Annotated in this window: 19 protein-coding genes; all 19 read left to right on the forward strand. The window is 29.4% G+C overall.

The genetic code is table 11. The features are described 5' to 3' along the window. Positions 1–22 precede the first annotated feature (22 nt). The 19 genes from disA (at position 23) to lpxA (ending at position 19,379) form a co-directional block, all read left to right on the forward strand. Positions 23–1,096 carry a DNA integrity scanning diadenylate cyclase DisA gene (gene disA / locus F1564_RS04365; RefSeq protein WP_018450152.1) on the forward strand — a complete coding sequence of 358 codons (1,074 nt, stop codon included), beginning with the start codon at positions 23–25 and terminating at the stop codon, positions 1,094–1,096. 131 nt (positions 1,097–1,227) lie between these two features. Beyond that, on the forward strand, positions 1,228–2,136 hold the full coding sequence (locus F1564_RS04370; RefSeq protein WP_018450151.1) for a DUF1385 domain-containing protein: 909 nt from the start codon (positions 1,228–1,230) through the stop codon (positions 2,134–2,136). A 211-nt stretch (positions 2,137–2,347) separates the two neighbouring features. Beyond that, entirely contained in the window at positions 2,348–3,442 is a 1,095-nt protein-coding gene (gene mnmA, locus F1564_RS04375) for a tRNA 2-thiouridine(34) synthase MnmA (RefSeq protein WP_018450150.1), read from the forward strand. Between the two features lie 91 nt (positions 3,443–3,533). Beyond that, on the forward strand, positions 3,534–4,226 hold the full coding sequence (locus F1564_RS04380; protein WP_018450149.1) for a M15 family metallopeptidase: 693 nt from the start codon (positions 3,534–3,536) through the stop codon (positions 4,224–4,226). 324 nt (positions 4,227–4,550) lie between these two features. Continuing rightward, a complete protein-coding gene (locus F1564_RS04385; RefSeq protein WP_018450148.1) occupies positions 4,551–5,495 on the forward strand; it encodes an AEC family transporter in 945 nt (314 codons plus the stop codon). Between the two features lie 26 nt (positions 5,496–5,521). Continuing rightward, complete coding sequence (locus F1564_RS04390) at positions 5,522–6,508, forward strand: DUF3829 domain-containing protein (RefSeq protein WP_018450147.1); 987 nt, start codon at positions 5,522–5,524, stop codon at positions 6,506–6,508. 208 nt (positions 6,509–6,716) lie between these two features. Further along, complete coding sequence (locus F1564_RS04395; protein WP_018450146.1) at positions 6,717–7,505, forward strand: amino acid ABC transporter substrate-binding protein; 789 nt, start codon at positions 6,717–6,719, stop codon at positions 7,503–7,505. Continuing rightward, positions 7,506–8,162 (forward strand): amino acid ABC transporter permease, encoded by a 657-nt coding sequence (locus F1564_RS04400; protein WP_018450145.1) that lies wholly within the window; start codon positions 7,506–7,508, stop codon positions 8,160–8,162. A 79-nt stretch (positions 8,163–8,241) separates the two neighbouring features. Next, positions 8,242–8,973, forward strand: a complete 732-nt coding sequence (locus F1564_RS04405) for an amino acid ABC transporter ATP-binding protein (RefSeq protein ID WP_026231216.1) — start codon at positions 8,242–8,244, stop codon at positions 8,971–8,973. 440 nt (positions 8,974–9,413) lie between these two features. After that, a complete protein-coding gene (locus F1564_RS04410) occupies positions 9,414–10,487 on the forward strand; it encodes a methionine ABC transporter ATP-binding protein (RefSeq protein ID WP_018450143.1) in 1,074 nt (357 codons plus the stop codon). Beyond that, positions 10,487–11,170 (forward strand): methionine ABC transporter permease, encoded by a 684-nt coding sequence (locus F1564_RS04415; RefSeq protein WP_018450142.1) that lies wholly within the window; start codon positions 10,487–10,489, stop codon positions 11,168–11,170. Before F1564_RS04410 ends, F1564_RS04415 begins: the two co-directional genes overlap by 1 nt. 115 nt (positions 11,171–11,285) lie before the next feature. Continuing rightward, the gene (locus F1564_RS04420; protein ID WP_018450141.1) at positions 11,286–12,098 is read left to right on the forward strand and encodes a MetQ/NlpA family ABC transporter substrate-binding protein; all 813 of its coding nucleotides are present in this window, start codon (positions 11,286–11,288) and stop codon (positions 12,096–12,098) included. A 49-nt stretch (positions 12,099–12,147) separates the two neighbouring features. After that, positions 12,148–12,972, forward strand: a complete 825-nt coding sequence (locus tag F1564_RS04425) for a MetQ/NlpA family ABC transporter substrate-binding protein (RefSeq protein WP_018450140.1) — start codon at positions 12,148–12,150, stop codon at positions 12,970–12,972. A 330-nt stretch (positions 12,973–13,302) separates the two neighbouring features. Then, entirely contained in the window at positions 13,303–15,450 is a 2,148-nt protein-coding gene (locus F1564_RS04430; protein ID WP_018450139.1) for a M13 family metallopeptidase, read from the forward strand. Positions 15,451–15,712: 262 nt separating this feature from the next. After that, positions 15,713–16,120 (forward strand): SRPBCC family protein, encoded by a 408-nt coding sequence (locus F1564_RS04435; RefSeq protein ID WP_018450138.1) that lies wholly within the window; start codon positions 15,713–15,715, stop codon positions 16,118–16,120. 12 nt (positions 16,121–16,132) lie between these two features. Further along, positions 16,133–16,576, forward strand: a complete 444-nt coding sequence (locus F1564_RS04440) for a MarR family winged helix-turn-helix transcriptional regulator (RefSeq protein WP_018450137.1) — start codon at positions 16,133–16,135, stop codon at positions 16,574–16,576. Positions 16,577–17,138: 562 nt separating this feature from the next. Further along, positions 17,139–17,981 carry a UDP-3-O-acyl-N-acetylglucosamine deacetylase gene (lpxC, locus tag F1564_RS04445; RefSeq protein WP_018450136.1) on the forward strand — a complete coding sequence of 281 codons (843 nt, stop codon included), beginning with the start codon at positions 17,139–17,141 and terminating at the stop codon, positions 17,979–17,981. Between the two features lie 153 nt (positions 17,982–18,134). Then, positions 18,135–18,569, forward strand: a complete 435-nt coding sequence (gene fabZ, locus F1564_RS04450) for a 3-hydroxyacyl-ACP dehydratase FabZ (RefSeq protein WP_018450135.1) — start codon at positions 18,135–18,137, stop codon at positions 18,567–18,569. 30 nt (positions 18,570–18,599) lie between these two features. After that, a complete protein-coding gene (gene lpxA, locus F1564_RS04455) occupies positions 18,600–19,379 on the forward strand; it encodes an acyl-ACP--UDP-N-acetylglucosamine O-acyltransferase (RefSeq protein WP_018450134.1) in 780 nt (259 codons plus the stop codon). The last annotated feature ends 145 nt before the right edge of the window (positions 19,380–19,524 follow it).

Genomic DNA, 19,524 nt, shown 5'->3' on the forward strand with positions numbered 1-19,524 from the left:
AAAAAAGGCGAAAGGATGAAATATGGTAAAAAAGGCAGTTAATAAGAAGAAAATATTGGAACATATATTTGCCAGAGTAGCACCTGGAACAGCACTAAGAGAAGCAATAGATAAAATTCAGGAGGCAAAGCTAGGAGCATTAATTGTTCTAGGAAATCCTAATAATCTAAAAGATGTAATGGGAGGCGGATTTGAGTTAAATACAGTATATTCACCGCAAAAAGTTTACGAGCTATCTAAAATGGACGGCGGAATTATTTTGTCAGAAGATATAAAGACAATTTATGGGGCAAATATTCAGCTGCAGCCTAATTATTCGATAGAAACAGATGAAAGTGGAACAAGACATCAGGCAGCACATAGAATTGCTCAGCAAAAGGGGAATTTGGTTGTAGCTGTTTCTGAAAGAAGAAATAAGATAACAATATATTATGGAAAATTTAGATATTTGTTAAATGAAATTGGAGATTTACTGACAAAATCTTCACAGGCGATAACCGCTCTTGAGAAATATTCCCTTACAATCGAAAAAAATCACGTAAATTTGTCTATTTTGGAATTCGATAATATGGTAACGCTTTATGATATTTTAGAATGCGTGAGAATGTATGGACTCCTTTTCAGAATGTCAGAGGAATTAATCGAATATATGGCAGAACTTGGAAGTGAAGGACGGCTTATAAAAATCCAGTATGAAGAAATAATGCTAAATAAAAATGAAAGTTTTGATGCTCTTATAAAAGATTATAAAGTGAGTAACGAAACAGCAGAGAAAATTGGATTAAGAGTGAAATCTTTGACAAAAGAGGAATTGCTGGATGATGAAAAAATCGTATGTCTGCTTGGATTTGATACAAATATCATAAATTTAGATGAAAAGATAGAACCACGTGGATACGGACTTTTGAGCAATATAACAAAAATAAGTAAAAAAGATAGGGAAATTCTTGTAAGGGAATTTTCAAATGTTCAGTCAATTTTGATGTCAACAGCTTCGGATATTGCTAAAATAAAAGGAGTTAGCAAATATAAGGCTGAACATATTAATAAATCATTAAAAAGAATAAAAAATAGAGCGGTAATTGATAGAGAATAAACTAAAAATAAATTTTAATAATAGGCTTATTTAAAATTGTATGTTAAAATTATTTAAAAAATTGATAAATTATGAATTATCAAACAAGTTTAATATAATAAACTTAGAAAATAGAAAGAAAGTAGGTAAAAATGAGAGATAAAAAAGTAACTGTCGGAGGACAGGCTGTTGTCGAAGGAGTTATGATGAGAGGGCCTAAAGCGATTGCAACAGCAGTTCGTAAGCAGGATGGGAGTATTGTTTATAAGAAGGTAGTGCTTACTGAAAAAAGTAACAGATGGTTGAAAGTGCCTTTTGTAAGGGGAGTTATAGCACTTTATGATGCCATGGTTGTTGGGACGAAGGAGCTTATTTTTGCATCAAATCAGGCTGGACATGAAGAGGAAAAATTGACGGATAAACAAGTTGGGTTTACTGTTATGACTTCAGTTTTATTGGGGATTGCTGTATTTATGTGGTTACCATCAGCTGTTGGAGGATTTTTCTTCAAACATAATATTTTGAAGGCTAATATTGTGGAAGCTGTTATAAAATTAACACTTTTTTTAGGATATATCTATGGGATTTCGTTTTTTAAGGATATTCAGAGGGTTTTTGAATATCACGGGGCAGAACATAAAAGCATTATGAACTATGAAATGGAGAAGGAATTGACGCCTAAAAATGCGAAAGTATGTACAAGATTTCACCCAAGATGTGGTACAAGTTTTCTTTTACTTGTAATGTTCATAAGTATTCTGGTATTTTCAACAGTAGATTTATTTTTTAAAGTTCCAACTGGACATTTTTCAATGTTAATTTACAAGTTAATAACAAGAATTTTGTTTGTACCTTTTGTTGCTGGACTTTCTTATGAAATTCAACGTTGGACAAGTTATCATCTGGATAATATCTTTGCCAAAATGGTTGCAATTCCAGGAATGTGGCTGCAAAAAATTACTACAAGAGAACCAGATGAAAGTCAGCTGGAAGTGGCGATTGTGGCTTTAAATGTGGCATTGGGAAATGAAGTTCCAAATGCTACGGAGGTTTTTGAATAGACTATGGATAATAATTTTAGAAATGGCACTCTTTAGAGTGCTTTTTACTTTTTAAAATAGTTGGAATTTAAGTATATGCCTAATCAGGAAATAATTATTCAAATATATTTTCTTGTCTGTTAATAGATATTATGGTATACTTTTTTTATAAAATGACTAATAATGAAAGAAGTTAGAGAATTATAAAAAGAGGGAAGGAGAAGGATTTTTTATGGAAAAAAGAAAAAAAGTTGTATTAGGAATGTCGGGCGGAGTGGATTCCTCTGTTGCGGCAATTCTGTTAAAAGAACAAGGATATGATGTAATTGGTGTTTTTATGAAAAACTGGGAAGAAAAGGATGAAAATGGGGTTTGTATGGCAGAAGAGGATTATAAGGATGTAATTGCTGTGGCAGAACAGTTGGGAATACCTTATTATTCGGTAAATTTTGTAAAGGAGTATTGGGACAAGGTTTTTACATATTTTTTGGATGAGTATAAAAAAGGAAGAACGCCCAATCCTGATGTGATGTGTAATAAGGAAATCAAATTTCGTGCATTTCTGGACTATGCGATGAAACTTGGGGCTGATTATGTGGCAACAGGACATTATGCGAGAATTGTTCACGAAGAAAAAGATGGAAAGATTAAATCGACTATGTTAAGAGGAATTGATGATAACAAGGATCAGACGTATTTTCTTTGTCAATTAAATCAAGAGCAATTGGAAAAAGTTCTATTTCCACTGGGAGAATACACAAAGCCGAAAATCCGTGAAATAGCTGAAAAATATAATTTGGCAACAGCAAAGAAAAAAGACAGTACAGGGATCTGCTTTATTGGGGAACGTGATTTCAATAAATTTTTATCGCAATACTTACCTGCAAAGGATGGAAACATTGTAAATACGCAAGGAAAAGTGCTAGGACATCATAATGGACTTATGTATTACACAATCGGACAGAGAAAAGGAATTGGGATTGGAAATACCAAGGAAGGGACTGGAGAGCCTTGGTTTGTTGTGGACAAGGATTTGGAAAAAAATGAGTTGATTGTAACGCAAGGCGATAATTCAGTGCTTTACTCAAAAGGTTTAATTGCAACGGATTTTAACTTTATAAATGAAATGCAGTTTCCATTGGAGTGTACTGTAAAATTTAGATATAGACAAAAAGATACAAAAGCTATAATTAATACATTAAATGAAAATGAATATGAAGTGATTTTTGATGAGCCGCAAAAGGCAGTAACATTGGGACAAATTGTGGTTGCTTATGATGGTGAGGTTTGTCTTGGTGGGGGAATTATTGATAAGATTATAAAATAAATATCCTAAAACAAGAGGTCTTGATCCCTTGTAGAAAAAAACTTAGTTTATCGAACATATCTAATATAAAAGACAAAGGAGATGATAGAATTTGAAAAAATTAAAATTTTTTATAGGAGTATTTTCTATTTTAAGTATAATCTCAACAGGAAATAAACTTTATGCTTATAATGAAATAAAAGGTATATTTAAATCAGGAAATCGAGAAAATAAAAATATACCAGATAATAGCCAATCAAGAAGCGAAAATGTTCAAACACCACAAGTAGAAATTGTTACTGATCCTATGTGGGAATATTATACTGAATATCACGAAAGAATTGATGCAGAATTACAAGATGTTTATGATAATCCTTCTCATGAAACTGCAGTAAAACATATGGTTTGGGTTGAGGTTCCTATATGGAAATTAAAAAATGGACAAAAGGTTTCAAGTAAGGCAAAAGTACAAGTATTAAATTTATTAGCAGAAGATGTGAAAAGTATATTTACTGAAATATACAATGGACCAGAAAAATTTCCTATTAAATCATTAGGAGGCTATAATTGGCGATCTAATGGGCTAACTAGCCTTCATAGTACTGGCCGTGCAATAGATATAAATCCTGATGAAAATCCTCAGGTAAGTGCTGATGGAGAAGTTTTAGTAGGTAAAAAATGGGAACCAGGAATAAATCCTTATTCTATTACTCCAGACGGAGATGTTGTAAAAGCATTTTCTAAAAAAGGATGGACTTGGGGAGCTGGATTTTCAAGAGCTGATTATATGCATTTTGACTTTTAATATTTGGAGGTGTCAAAGTGGTAAGTATGGAATAACAACAGTATTTTAATCACAAAGGTCAGGACAATCAAAAGAAAGAAACTTCAAAATTTAAATGACTGATATCAAAAAATTTTTTATAAAAAGTAAATTTATTTATTTTATCTAATGAATAAAGGGTTTCATAAAGAGAAAATTTTAACATATAATAGCCCTAACAAGAGGTCAAGATTTCTTATCAGAGAGTCGAGAAAAATAATAGAGCTAAAAATTTAAAAAATACTATATTTATTGGAATTTTTTACTTTTACAAATGACTAATTTAATATTTAATAAGGGAGGAAAATGAAAGAATTAATATTTTGTTTGAATGCGACTATGCCAGTATTTTTACTTATGATACTTGGATATATTTTTAGAAAAGTTGGAGTTATAGACTTGGAATTTGCAGATAAAATGAATAGGTTTGTATTTCTTGCTCTTTTGCCTGTACTTTTATTTAAGGAATTATCAGTATCCGATTTCTCGGCAATTTGGGATTTGAAATATTTGCTATTTTGCTTTTTTACTACGTGTCTTTCAATTGTTATAATGTGTGTGACATCAATTTTTTTGAAAGATAGGTCGATTCGTGGAGAATTTATTCAGGCTGGCTTTAGAAGTAGTGCGGCTTTGCTTGCTTATGCCTTTGTGCAGAATGTGTATGGAGAGGCTAAAATTGTGGCACTTATGGTAATTGGGGTAGTTCCTTTATATAATGTGGCTTCGGTTGTGATTTTAATGCTGCTTCGTCCGAAACAGGGGAAATTAAATAGAGTTGTCTTGAAAAATACGCTAAAAGGAGTTATTAAAAATCCTTTAATATTAGGAATTTTAGCTGGAATGGTTTGGGCAATGTTAAAAATTCCGCAACCTGTTATTATGAAAAAATCTATTTCGACATTTTCAGCAGCAGCAACTCCACTTGGGTTACTTGCACTTGGAGCGAGCTTTGATATAAAGGAAGTTTTTTCTAAAATAAAAATCGTGCTAGCTTCATCTTCGTTTAAGTTAATAATACTTACTGCAATATTTTTACCAATAGCAGTAAAGTCAGGATTTAAAGATGAAAAATTAGTTGCGGTGCTTGGAATGCTGGGAAGTCCGACAACTCCAACTTCATTTACGATGGCAAGGGGAATGGGGCATAATGGCTCAGTAACTTCTGGAACAGTTATGGTTACAACAATTATGAGTATATTTACATTGACAGGCTGGCTTTATATCTTAAAAATTGCAGGATTAGTATAAATAAAAGAATTTGGAGGTAAAAAATAATGAAATTAAAAAAATATATCTTAATTGGAGTAATAGCTTTAGTAGCTGTTGTAGCTTGTGATAATAAAAAAAATAGTAAAGATAAGGAAAAGGTAAAAGCGGCAAATGTAAAAAAAGATATTTCAAATGAGGAAATAAAAAAATATAGTGAATATTTAAAAATAAGCGAAGAGCCAAATTCGGAAGAATGGAATGATTTTTTTACAGAAATAAAAAAAGATGAGTTTTCTGATGCAAATGGAAATATAAAGAATATCTCAGGCGAAATAATATCTATTGTGAATCTTGATGGCTCAATTAATTTAATAGGTGAATATATTAAAGAAATAACGGATGTAATGCAAAAAAGTCCAAAAATGGAAGCTATTGATAAAAATGCTGAAAATTTAATTAATTCTTTAATTCAGGAACAAAAGGTATTGACAGAAATTAATGATTATTTTGAAAGCGGAAATTATAAAACTGATAAACTGGGAAAAGTTGATGAATTAAATGAAAAGTACAAAGTTGTCTTGCGAAATCGGCTTGAAAACAGTAAAATTCTTTCTAGTTCTTTGCATGAATTTGCGGAAGAAATTAATAAAAAAATGGAAATAAAATTACAAAAGGACGGGAAAACAGCAAAATTAAATATCTTAAAATTTCTAAATTCAGCAAATATATTTGAGGAAACTGCTTTTGGTAAAAATAACTTGAATTTTGATGAAGATGAAGTAAAAGCCTTGGAAGGTGCTAATACTAAATTGCAAGAAGCATATAAGGCCGTAGCTGGAATGACAGTTGAAAATGCAAAAAAAGAAAATATAAGCGAGTCAGATTTTAAGAAAATAAAGGAAAGCTCAAAGGCATTGTCTGAAAATACGCAAAAAATGCTGACAGGTGTAAAAAATCAAAATATTCAGGATGTAGTGGTAAGTGCAAGTAATATTTTAAGTGCTAAAACTGATTTGGAGAATGTTTTTAATGTTTTACTGATACAAAAGTAATAAATTAACTTTAGTAATTAAATAAAAAATCAAATTTAATCATTAATAAAATATATTAAATTATATAAAACTTATATATTAGAATTATTGACAAAAAGCTAAAAAAAATGGTATATTATAAATGAGTGAAATTAAATGGATATTAAACCATTTTTATGAAGAAAGCATCAAATTTTTAGTTATAAATAAAGGCAGGAGGAAAGTAGAAATGAAAAAAATGTTGTTGTTGATGGTTTTGGCATTGAGTATTTTTATGTGCAGTGTCCAGAAGGAAGAAAAAAAAGAAGAAAACAATGCTAACGGAATTCCTAAGAAAATTATAGTTGGACTAGATGATTCCTTTGTTCCAATGGGGTTTAAAAATGAAAAAGGGGAGATTGTAGGATTTGACATTGATTTGGCTAGAGCGGTAGCTCAAAAGTTAGGAAGTGAAGTTGAATTTAAGCCAATAAACTGGGATTCTAAGATACTTGACTTAAATGGTGGAAATATTGACTTAATTTGGAATGGACTTACTATAACAGATGAGAGAAAAAAAGAAACTGAAATGACGAAGCCATATTTGACAAGTCATCAGCTTATAATAACAAAAACAGGTTCAAGTATTAAGGCAAAAGCTGATTTAAAAGGGAAAATTGTTGGAAGTCAAAGTGAAAGCAGTGGAGAAGAAGCGGTTAAAAAAACAGGTGAAGACAAGACATTTAAGGAATTTAAAACTTATGCACAATATGATCAGGCATTTATGGATCTTGATGCTGGAAGAATTGATGCAATTATAGCTGATGAAGTATTGGCAAAATATACTAAAAAGACAAAAGAAACTCAAGTCAAAAAAGAACTTTACAATATTTTAAGCGATAATTATGGAGAAGAAGAATATGGAATTGCCGCTAAAAAAGGTAACACTAAGTTAATAGAAGCAATAAACAAGGCCATTGAAGAACTAAAAGCAGACGGGACCTACCAAAAAATTTATTCTAAGTGGTTTAAAGATTAAATGAGCCAAATATTACCTATTTTTATAGAACTGGTAAAAACATTACCTAACATTATAATGCTGTATATACTTACAATTCTATTTTCCATCCCGTTAGGAATTTTAGGAGCGTTGGCATATACAGGAAAAAATAAAATAGTAAAATTCTTTATTTCGATTTATACTTGGATTTTTCGTGGGACACCTTTAATGCTGCAATTAATGGTAGTTTATTACGGAATTCCGCTTATGAAAATTGGTGGATATAAAATCGTGCTTGAGCCATATACTGCGGCAACTATTACATTTATTATAAATTATGCGGCATATCTTGTGGAAATTATGAGAAGTGGGATAGAAAGTATTGACAAGGGACAGCATGAAGCTGCAAAAGTACTTGGTTATAGCTATTGGCAGAAAATAATATATGTTATTTTACCACAGGCGATACGAAGAGTATTGCCAACATTGGGAAATGAAGCAATTACGCTTATAAAGGATACTTCGCTTATATATGTTTTAGCTGTAACTGAAGTTATGAAGCGAACAAAGGAACTGGCTAACATTTATTATAATATTACGCCGTATATCTGTGCGATTATTATTTATCTTGTACTAAGTTTTGCGATTGATAGATTGTTTAAAAATATTGAAAAAAGAAATAAAGTTAGAATTTAAAGAATTAAAAACATTAAATTTAAACAAAAAAATTTAAATAAAATAAATTGGGAGATAAATCGTGAAAAGTGAAAAAAAAATAGTAGAGGTAAAGAATTTAAAAAAGCAGTATGGCGAGAATGTAATTTTAAAAAATATAAATTTGCATATTAATAAAGGAGAAGTTCTTTCATTGATAGGGCCTTCAGGAAGTGGAAAATCAACAATTTTGCGATGTATAGTAGATCTTGAGTCGATAACATCTGGAGAAATTTTGATTGAAGGAAACAATTTAACAGATAAAAATGTAGATAGAAAAATAAAAAAGGAAATGCTCTTAAAAACAGGAATGGTTTTTCAAACATTTAATTTATTTCCACACATGTCAGTTAGAAATAATATAGTTAGAACTTTAAAATTAGTAAAGAATATGAATACAGAAAAGGCTGAAAGTCTTGCAAAGGAAATGTTGAGTCTGGTAGGGCTTTCTGATAAAATTAATAATTATCCAAATGAACTTTCAGGAGGGCAAAAGCAAAGAGTTGCAATAGCAAGAGCATTGGCACTGCAGCCAGATATCATGCTTTTTGATGAGCCTACATCGGCACTTGATCCGGAACTTGTAAAGGAAGTACTGGATATAATAAGAAAATTAAAAAGTCAGAAAATAACGATGTTGATTGTGAGCCACGAAATGAAATTTGTACGTGAAATTTCAGATAGAGTGATTATTATGGAAGAGGGTGAGATACTGGAAACAGGAACCTCAAAGCAAATATTTGAAAACCCATCTTCTCAAAGAGTAAGAGAATTTTTGAATGCAAATAAATAAAATTTAACGTTAATTTTAGGGTATTATGAAATTAAATTATAATGCCCTTTTATTATATAGATATTATTTTTAAATTAAATAAGGCATTAATATAAAAAAATTTCTAAATATGACTTGTATATACAATAAAATAATGTTATAATATAAAAAAATTTGAATAACTAAGTTTATCATAATATTTATTTTTTATTACAGAGATTGTATAATATAGTAAAACTCATTTAAAACCAAACTTAAAAGCTATGACTATTTTACTTAATCCTAGGTTTCTATGATTTTTAATAGTTCAATTTTGAATGGGTTTGAGTATATATTGCGACAAATTTAGAAATTATAACAAAGGAATCGAAAATTAATTAAAAAGAAGTTGACTTTTAAGGTAATAAATAATATAATCTTTTTAACTAGAGAAATAAAGAGAAAAATAAAAGAGGTGAAATATGGAGGGTTTTATTAAGATAAAAAATTTGATTAAGAAATATCAGCTTAACAACGGTAAGGGATTAGTAGCTGTAAATAATGTAAACCTTGATATTGAACAAGGTGATATTTATGGAATTATGGGACTTAGTGGAGCTGGGAAGTCGACACTCATTAGACTTCTTAACAGATTAGAAGAGCCTACTTCTGGAGAAATTTTGGTAAAACAGGAAATTGTTGATAAAAAGAATAATACAATTACTGGATATGAGAATAAAAATATTTTGAAATTTAATATGAAAATGCTACGTGAATATCGAAAAAAAACAGGGATGATTTTTCAGCATTTTAATTTATTAAATTCAAGAAATGTAGCTGAAAATGTGGCTTTTCCATTGGAGATTTCAAAATGGAAGAAAAAGGATATAGAAAAAAGAGTAGATGAACTGCTGGAAATTGTTGGACTTTCAGATAAGAAACAGAATTATCCTGAACAGCTTTCTGGAGGGCAAAAGCAAAGAGTCGCGATTGCAAGGGCATTGGCGAATAATCCAAAAATATTGCTGTCGGATGAGGCAACATCGGCACTTGATCCAAGAACTACTAATTCTATTTTGGAACTATTGAAGGATATAAATAAAAAATTTGGGATAACGATAATTTTAATTACTCACCAGATGGAAGTTATAAAAAAAATATGCAATAAAACGGCAATTATGTCGGATGGTCAAATTATTGAAAAAGGTGAAACAAAAGAAATTTTCCTGAATCCTAAAACAGATTTAGCAAAAGAATTTGTAGGAAATATTTCCCATGAAGAATTTCGCACAGAGGAAGAAAAGAAACAACGTGAGGAAAATAACGGGAAATTGCGGTTAAGATTAAAATATAATGAAGATCAGGTAAATGAGTCGTATATCACAAAAATTATCCGTAAATATGATGTTGAAGTAAATATTTTGAGCGGATTTATTGATAAAGTAGGTGATATCATTGTAGGAAATTTGTTAATAGAAATTTCTGCAAGTGAAGAGAAAGCCAAGGACATTATTGAATGGCTAAAAGAAAATAAAATTGATTCGGAGGTGTTATAATGGGATTTGATTGGATTAAGTTTTTTCAGTTTCAAAATATGGTTGTTCCATTATGGGAAACAGTTTACATGGTATTTATTTCAACAATTGCAGCATTAATTATCGGACTTCCGATTGGGATTTTACTTGTCACTTCTGATGAAAAAGGTGTAAAACCAAATAAAACAATTCACAAGTTATTGGATATGATAATTGTAAACATTACAAGATCAATTCCTTTTATAATTTTGATGGTACTATTAATTCCGCTCTCAAGATTACTTGTGCATAAATCATATGGAAGTATAGCATTTATTATTCCACTTTCATTGGGATCTGCACCTTTTGTTGCAAGAATTATTGAAGGAGCATTAAAAGAAGTGGATGAAGGGCTTATAGAGGCTTCAAAATCAATGGGAGCAACTACTCCTGAAATTATTTTTAAAGTTATGATTCCTGAGGCTATGCCTGCACTCGTTCATGGGATGACTTTGACATTAATCAGTTTAATTGGATATTCTGCAATGGCTGGAACAATCGGTGGTGGTGGACTTGGAAATGCCGCTGTAATTGATGGTTATCAAAGATCTAAACCTGAAGTAATGTGGCAAGCAACAATTGTTATAATTTTACTTGTACAAATTATACAATTTATTGGAAATAGTATAGTAAAAATATTAACAAATAAAAGAAAAAGAGTATAGTTTAATTAAATATGATTAAATTTTTTGAAATTGAATTAAATAAAAATGAAAATTGAATAAATAAATTTCTTTTAAATATAATTATTAAGATAAATACAGCAAAGGAGATGATTTTATGAAAAAAATTTTATTAGTTTTAGTTATGGCATTATTTTTTGTAGCTTGTGGAAATTCTGATAAATCTGCAAAAGATGCTGAAAATAAAAAAGTTCAAAAATTAAAGGTAGCAGCTACACCTGTTCCAGCGGGAGAAATTTTGAATGTTGTAAAAGATGATTTAAAAAAACAGGGAATTGAATTGGAGGTAGTCGAATTTAATGATTATGTTCAGCCAAACAAAGTGTTGCAATCAAAGGAAGTTGATGCGAACCTCTTTCAACATATTCCATATATGGAAAATTTTAGTAAGAAAAATGGATTTGAAATGGTAGCAGTTGGAAAGGTTTATTTACCAACACTTGCACTTTATTCTAAAAAGATTAAAAGTATTAATGACTTGAAAAATGGAGATACTATTTTATTGCCAAACGATCCGACAAACTTAGCACGTGCACTAATTTTACTTGATAAAGGTGGGATTATAAAATTAAATGATAATAAAAATACGGAAGCAACATTGAAGGATATTATAAGCAATCCAAAAAATATAAAGTTTGAAGAACTTTCAGCTGAACAGTTGCCACCAAGATTGCCTGAAGTGGCAGCGTCGATTGTAAATAGCAGTTTTGCATTGAATGCTGGATTGTCTTATAAAGATGATGGACTTTTGAAAGAAGATAAGGACTCTCCATATGCAAATGTCCTTGCAACATTGAAAGGCAATGAAAATGACCCTAAAATTCAAAAATTATTAAAGGCATTACAAAGTGAAAAAGTCAAAAAATATATTGAAGAAAAATATAAAGATGTAATTATTCCAGTATTTTAGTAAAAACAGTTGTAAAATAAATTATAAATAAAAATTTTTGGAGGTATTTATGAGAAAAATATTATCATTATTATTAGCAATAGCGTTATTTTTAGTAGCTTGCGGAAATAAAAATGAAAATAAGGAATCAACTAGCAGTCAAAGTGGAGCTGCAAAAACTGAAAAATTAATCGTAGGAGCAACACCTATCCCGCATGCTGAATTATTAAATTTGGTAAAGGATGATTTGAAAAAAGAAGGTATCGAACTGGAAGTAGTTGAATTTAATGATTACGTCCAGCCAAATAAGGCACTTGCAGATAAAAGTATAGATGCTAACTTTTTCCAACATGTTCCGTATATGGAAGATTTTGGTAAGAAAAATCATATTGATATGGTAGCAGTTGGAAATATTCACTTAGAACCAATGGCATTGTATTCTAAAAAAATAAAGAATGTTAATGATCTGAAAAATGGAGATACTTTAATTATTCCAAATGATCCAACAAATGGAGGACGTGCATTAATTTTACTTGATAAAGCTGGAATTATAAAATTAAAAGATAACACAAAATTAGATTCTACACCAGCAGATATTATTAAAAATCCAAAAAATATTAAAATTGAAACATTATCAAATGAACAAATTGCACCAAGATTAAGTGAAGTTGCGGGAGCAATTATAAATTCAAACTTTGCGATTGATGCAAAAGTTACAAAAAATGAGATTATCTTGATAGAAGGTAAAGATTCTCCTTATGTAAATGTTGTTACTGTTTTAAAAGAAAATCAAAATGATGAAAGAGTAAAAAAACTTGTAAAAGCATTACAAAGTGAAAAAGTAAAAAAATATATTGAAGAAAAATATGATGGTAGAGTAATTCCAGCATTTTAATTTTAGGATAATCAAAACAAAAATGGCTTTAAATTTAATTTTAAGGCTATTTTTTTAATATTTATTATTAGAAAAATAAATTTAATATAAAATAAAAAAATTTATGTTTTTGTATAAATTTGTTGAAATAAATTTAAGAAAAATGTATAATATATCCAAACTTCTTTAAAATTTATAAAAATTTAAGTGAGAAAACTAAGTAGAATTAGGGTTTGAACGTGAGAATATTATTTTTATTTTTTAAAGAAGGATTAGTGTAAAATGATATTTAATAATGAAAAATAAAAAGGAAAGGATAAGTTTCTTTGTAAATAAAGAAATGGGTAGAAAATGAAAAAACTAATTGCAATTTCACTATTTTTAGTTAGTGTTAATTTGATTTATGCAGAAAATGAGAATACTGATAATAATAAATTTTCATTGGAAAGATCATATCAAAATGCTGGAAATACAGCAGCACTGGCTGCTCAAAAAAAATCAGGATTTTGGGATTTCTATGAAAAGCAGCAGGCAAAACTTTTGAAGGAAAAAGATAAGGAGCTATTTAACGATTTAAGTACTAAATCTAAGGCTCAAGATGATTTTTACAAATATGTAAATGAAAATTGGGATGAGAAAACGCAAATTCCAAGTACAAAGCCAGCTTGGGGATCATTTTATGAACTTAATGAGAAAAATCAGGATTTTTTACGTAATTTGATAAATGAATTAAAGAATAAAAAGGATTCATTAACTGCGGATGAAAAAAAGGTAATAACACTTTATGACAGTTATTCTGATATGAAAAAAAGAAATGAAGAAGGATTGTCGCCTATTCAAAAAGACTTGGAAAAAATAAACGGGATCCAAAATATTGAGGATTTGAAGAAATATAATGTAGAAGTTACAAAATATGGAAGTTCTGAATTTTATGGATGGGGAGTAGGAACTGATCTTAATAATTCCAAAAATAATGCGATATATTTAGGAAGTGCAGGAATTGGATTGTCAAGAGATTATTATCAAAAAGATACCAAGGAAAATAAGGCAATATTAGAGGAATATACGAAATATGTCAGTGATATGTTAAAATATTTGGGAGAAGACAATACACTTGAAAGAGCTAAAAAGATAGTTGCTTTTGAAAAAGGGATTGCAAATACATTAATGACAAATGAAGAACGTCACGATGTAAAAAAATACAATAATCCAGTAAAAGTAAGTGATTTAGGCACATTATCTAAAAATGTAGACTTGGCTCAATATTTGAAACAGTTGAATGTAAAAACAGATAAAGTAATAATAACAGAGTTGAACTATTATAAAAATTTGGATAATTTTGTAAATGATGAGAATATCGACATAATTAAAGATTACATGAGATATAACTTAATTAGTTCTGCGGCAGGAGTTTTGAATGATGAGCTTGGTGCAAGAAGTTTTGAATTTTTTGGAAAATATTTGAACGGACAGAAGGAAAGAGAGACTCTTGAGAAAAGAGCATTGAATTTTACAGATGGCAGTCTTGGAGAAATAATTGGTAAAATTTATGTTCAAAGAAATTTTTCGCCAGAAGCCAAGAAAAATGCAAAAGAAATGGTTGATTATATTAAGAAAGCAATGAAGAACAGAATTGAAAAATTAGATTGGATGAGTGCTGCAACTAAGAAAAAGGCTCTTGAAAAGTTGGCAAAAGTAAATGTTAAAATAGGATACCCTGATAAATGGAAAGACTACAGCAAAATGACAATATCAAGTAATGATTCGTTGTATGATCAATTAAAAGGAATCAGCGAATGGGATTATAATGAAGAGCTTAAAAAGGTAGGAAAACCAGTAGATAAGACAGAGTGGTATATGTCACCTCATACAATAAATGCCTATTATTCTCCAACTAGTAATGAAATTGTATTTCCAGCAGGAATTTTGCAATACCCATTTTATGATTATAATAAATTAGAAGTAGCAAGTAATTTTGGGGCAATAGGATCAATTATTGGACATGAGCTTACTCATGCATTTGATGTATCTGGTGCTGAATATGATGGCGATGGAAATGTGAAAAATTGGTGGACTGCTGAAGATAAAGCGAAATTTGATATGGCTACAAAAAAATTGGAAAATCAATTTTCAAAATATACAGTTGGAGATGGAGTTTATGTTAATGGGAAATACACATTAACAGAAAATATTGCAGACCTTGGAGGATTAAATGTCGCTTATGATGCATTGCAATTATATTTGAAGGATCATCCAAATTCTTCAAAAGCCTACCCAGATACAATAAATAAATTATTCTTTTTAAGTTTCGCAAGAATGTGGCGACAAAAATCAACACCAGAATATTTAAAAAACTTAGCAAAAACAGATTCACATTCACCAAATATATTCCGTGTAAATGGAACTTTGGAAAATATAGATGCATTCCATAAAGTATTTGAGACAAAACCAGGGGATAAAATGTATAAGACTCCTGAAGATAGAATAAAAATTTGGTAAAATAATTGAATAATAAAAAGAAAATTTAAAATATAGTAATAAATACTAGGTTTTGAATACCTGAGTTTCATTTTTTTAGAATAGCCTTTTTTAGGGCTATTTTTTTTGAAAAAAATTTAACTTTTTTTGTTCTGTTGCAATATGTGTATAGTTTGAAATATAGTCAATATATTGGGTAAATAATATCTATCAGAAATCTTGTTGACAAATATTGTAAAATATTTTATAATAAGTATACATATAATAATGAGGAGGAAATATAATGGAATTTAGTTTTAGTTTAAAAATCAAAGCAAAAAAAGAAGATGCGTGGGAATACTATGCAAATATTGAAAAATGGTATGATTGGGAAAAAGATTTAAAAAATATCACATTAAAAGGTGGGTTTGAGACAGGTTCATACGGAATTATGGAACTTGAAGGAATGCCTCCTATGGAATATCATCTTACACTTGTAAGACCTTTTGAAGAATTTTGGGATAAAACAGGAACTCCATTTGGAGATATTCTTTTTGGTCATCAAATAATTAATAACAATGATGGAAGCGTAAATATAAAACATACTGTAATTTTAGATAGTGAAGATGAGCAACATTTAGAATTTTTAAGTCAAGTTTTTTCAGATGTTCCTCAATCTATATTTATTCTAAAAAATTGCTTGGAAAGATAGGAGGGTTGCTGTTTGTTTACATCAAAATATAAAAATAATTCAGAAAAATCAACAGGATTGTTGTTCATGAGAGTATACAATAAATGGCATTCAATGATAAAAAAAGAGTTAAAGAAAATGAATTTAACACACCCTCAATTTGTTGTTTTAGCTTCTCTTGCTTATTTATCACAAAATAGTAATGAAGTCACACAAATTATGATTTCAAAACTTTCTGGGATAGATGTTATGACGATATCTCAGATATTAGGTTTACTGGAAAAACATAATTTTGTAAAGAGAAAAGAACATTCAAAAGATACAAGAGCAAAAGCTGTTACTTTAAATAAAAAAGGAGAAGAAATATTACAAAAAGCTGTCCCGTTAGTCGAGCAAATTGATGAATTTTTTTTTGGAAAGCTGGATAGCGATGAAGAACAATTTAAACATTTTCTTGTTAGATTAAATGAAGAATAAAAAATATTATTTATAATTAATGGATATGTCAAAATTATTATCTCCATTATTATATTTGAAACTCCAAAAATAAAACATAGATATAAAATAAAAATTTATTAAAGAGGACTAGTTATGTCAAAATGTCATAGTCCTCCTTTTTTATTTCAAAAACTAAAATTAGAGAATAGAAAAGGAGGATTACATAATGGATAAAAAAGAATATTTTACTTTATGTCAAAGGAAAAGTAGTTAAGACAGCGAGGGAATATACAGAATTTGCTGGAGAATGAAAGAATGCAAAAAGTATTTGAAAAAAGATTAAAGGTAATAAATGGAGGGCGTCCCAAAATTTAGACTATTTTTAAGTATTTTCTTTAGATTTTTTTCATATTGATTGTCAAAAGTTTTGGGTATTACTTTATAATTAGTTATTGAAGTTAATGTCAAGCAATAAATTATTGCTTAATTCACAAAATAATAAAAGGAAAAATATTTAGTTTTATGATATAATATTTACGGATAATAAAAAAAGATTTTATAAATAAAAAATGAACTAAAATTTTAGGAAATGGAGGAAAAAATGAAAAGAAAAACTATTAAAAATATAGTTGAAATTTCGGGAATTGGACTTCATAAGGGTGAAGAGATAAAAATGATACTAAAACCCGTGAGTCAAGAAAATGGAATTGTTTTTAAAAGAATAGATGTCAATAATAAAAACAATATTATAAAAGTTGCTTATGAAAATTTGTTTGATTTGGAAAGAGGGACTAATATTCAAAATGAAGATGGAGTGAAACTTCATACGATTGAGCATTTTATGTCGGCACTTTCAGTTTGCGGGATTACCGATATTTTTGTAGAAATTGAAGGGAATGAGATGCCGATTTTGGATGGAAGTTCAATTCAATTTGTAGAAAAAATTGAAAATGCGGGAATTTTAGAATTGGATGAGGAAATAGAACCTGTTGTGATTAAAGAGCCTGTTATTTTTTCAGATGAGAAGGCTGGGAAATATGTGATGGCATTACCTTATGACGGATTTAAAATATCTTATACTATTGATTTTAACCATAGTTTTTTAAAATCGCAGTATTATGAGCTGGAAGTAAATTTGAAAAATTATGTGGAAAACATTGCTAAATGTAGAACTTTTGCGTTTGATTATGAAATAGATTTTCTTAAAAAGAATAATTTAGCATTGGGAGGAAGTTTGGAAAATGCTGTGGTAGTGGGAGCAGATGGACCGTTGAATTCAGAAGGGCTAAGATACCCAGATGAATTTGTTAGACATAAGATCCTTGATATAATTGGAGATTTATATGTTTTGGGAATTCCAATAAAAGCTCATGTTATTGCAATAAAAGCTGGGCATTTTGTAAATTCACAATTAACTGGAATGATTGCAAAAAAATATTTGTGAAAAATATAAAAAACACTTGTAATTTGTAAAAAAATCAAATATAATATAGGTATAAAATTTCAGTTTTCATTTAAAAAATTGAATTTAAACTAGATTTAATTTTGAGTAAAGAATTAAAATAAATAAAATATAAATTTAGGAGGAATAAAAAATATGGCAGCAAATGAAACAGTTATGAACATAGAGGATATTATGAAAATATTGCCACATAGATATCCATTTTTGTTGGTAGATAGAGTAATAGAAAAAAATGGGACAGATAGTTTGGTTGCAATTAAAAATTTAACAATGAATGAAGAATTTTTTCAAGGGCACTTCCCTGGAAAACCTGTTATGCCAGGAGTTTTACAAATGGAAGCACTTGCGCAGGCAGTTGGATTACTTATGCTAGAACCTGGTAAAATACCTTTATTTATGTCAATTGATAAATGTAAATTCAGAAAACCTGTTGTGCCTGGAGATCAATTAAGACTTGAAGTGGAAAAATTAAGCGTGAGAAGAAATATTATTGTAGCTAAAGGGAAATGTTTAGTTGATGGAACTGTTGTAAGTGAAGGTGAATTGAAATTTGCTGTAACAGATATGTAAAGACAAATAAAAAACGAGAGGTATTAATTTATGAGTTTAAATAATATACATCCAACGGCAATTGTTGATCCGAATGCTAAACTTGGAGAAAATGTAAAAATAGGGGCTTACTCAATTATAGGTTCAGAAGTTACGATTGGTAATGGAACTGTTGTAGAATCACATGTTGTAATTGAGGGTGAAACAATTATTGGTGAAAATAATTATATTTTTTCTTTTGCATCAATTGGGAAGGATCCACAAGATTTGAAGTTTGCAGGGGAAAAAACTAGGGTTGTTATTGGGAATAATAATAAAATTCGTGAATTTGTTACAATTCATCGGGGAACTACGGATAAATATGAAACAAGAGTTGGAAATAATACACTTGTAATGGCTTATGTTCATATTGCTCATGATTGTATAATTGGAGATAATTGTGTGTTGGCAAATGCGGCTACTTTTGCGGGACATGTAGAAGTGGAAGATTATGCGGTGGTTGGCGGACTTACTGCTGTGCATCAATTTACAAGAGTTGGACGGCATGCAATGATAGGTGGATGTTCGGCTGTAAATCAGGATGTTGTTCCTTATATGCTGTCTGAAGGTAATAAGGCAAGAGCTGTATATATAAATATTGTAGGGCTTCAACGTAGAGGCTTTTCAACTGAGCAAATAAAAAGATTAAGAGAACTGTATAAAATCATATTTAAGAAAAAATTGAAACTGGAAGAAGCTCTTCAGACAGTTGAACGTGAATACGGACAATATGAGGAAGCTCAAAATCTTATTAATTTTATACGAAAAAGTAAAAGAGGTATTACAAGATAAAATATAGGACTTTGAGATAGTGCACTTGAGCTCTTAAAAAATAGAATCTAAATAAATTGGAAAAATTTGGATTTGAGTAAATATTCATAACTTTGGAGTTCAGTTTTAAAGTTATTTTATTATACAATTACAAAATTAAATGTCA

The sequence above is a fragment of the Leptotrichia shahii genome (assembly GCF_008327825.1).
Classification (GTDB): domain Bacteria; phylum Fusobacteriota; class Fusobacteriia; order Fusobacteriales; family Leptotrichiaceae; genus Leptotrichia; species Leptotrichia shahii.

Excerpts from the sequence above, each read along its gene's own strand:
- F1564_RS04415 (WP_018450142.1), top strand. The coding sequence starts at position 10,487 with ATGGGATTTGATTGGATTAAGTTTTTTCAGTTTCAAAATATGGTTGTT.
- F1564_RS04425 (WP_018450140.1), top strand. The coding sequence starts at position 12,148 with ATGAGAAAAATATTATCATTATTATTAGCAATAGCGTTATTTTTAGTA.
- F1564_RS04395 (WP_018450146.1), top strand. The coding sequence starts at position 6,717 with ATGAAAAAAATGTTGTTGTTGATGGTTTTGGCATTGAGTATTTTTATG.
- F1564_RS04390 (WP_018450147.1), top strand. The coding sequence starts at position 5,522 with ATGAAATTAAAAAAATATATCTTAATTGGAGTAATAGCTTTAGTAGCT.
- disA (WP_018450152.1), top strand. The coding sequence starts at position 23 with ATGGTAAAAAAGGCAGTTAATAAGAAGAAAATATTGGAACATATATTT.
- F1564_RS04410 (WP_018450143.1), top strand. The coding sequence starts at position 9,414 with ATGGAGGGTTTTATTAAGATAAAAAATTTGATTAAGAAATATCAGCTT.
- fabZ (WP_018450135.1), top strand. The coding sequence starts at position 18,135 with ATGGCAGCAAATGAAACAGTTATGAACATAGAGGATATTATGAAAATA.
- mnmA (WP_018450150.1), top strand. The coding sequence starts at position 2,348 with ATGGAAAAAAGAAAAAAAGTTGTATTAGGAATGTCGGGCGGAGTGGAT.
- F1564_RS04400 (WP_018450145.1), top strand. The coding sequence starts at position 7,506 with ATGAGCCAAATATTACCTATTTTTATAGAACTGGTAAAAACATTACCT.
- F1564_RS04430 (WP_018450139.1), top strand. The coding sequence starts at position 13,303 with ATGAAAAAACTAATTGCAATTTCACTATTTTTAGTTAGTGTTAATTTG.
- F1564_RS04385 (WP_018450148.1), top strand. The coding sequence starts at position 4,551 with ATGAAAGAATTAATATTTTGTTTGAATGCGACTATGCCAGTATTTTTA.
- lpxA (WP_018450134.1), top strand. The coding sequence starts at position 18,600 with ATGAGTTTAAATAATATACATCCAACGGCAATTGTTGATCCGAATGCT.
- lpxC (WP_018450136.1), top strand. The coding sequence starts at position 17,139 with ATGAAAAGAAAAACTATTAAAAATATAGTTGAAATTTCGGGAATTGGA.
- F1564_RS04420 (WP_018450141.1), top strand. The coding sequence starts at position 11,286 with ATGAAAAAAATTTTATTAGTTTTAGTTATGGCATTATTTTTTGTAGCT.
- F1564_RS04435 (WP_018450138.1), top strand. The coding sequence starts at position 15,713 with ATGGAATTTAGTTTTAGTTTAAAAATCAAAGCAAAAAAAGAAGATGCG.
- F1564_RS04370 (WP_018450151.1), top strand. The coding sequence starts at position 1,228 with ATGAGAGATAAAAAAGTAACTGTCGGAGGACAGGCTGTTGTCGAAGGA.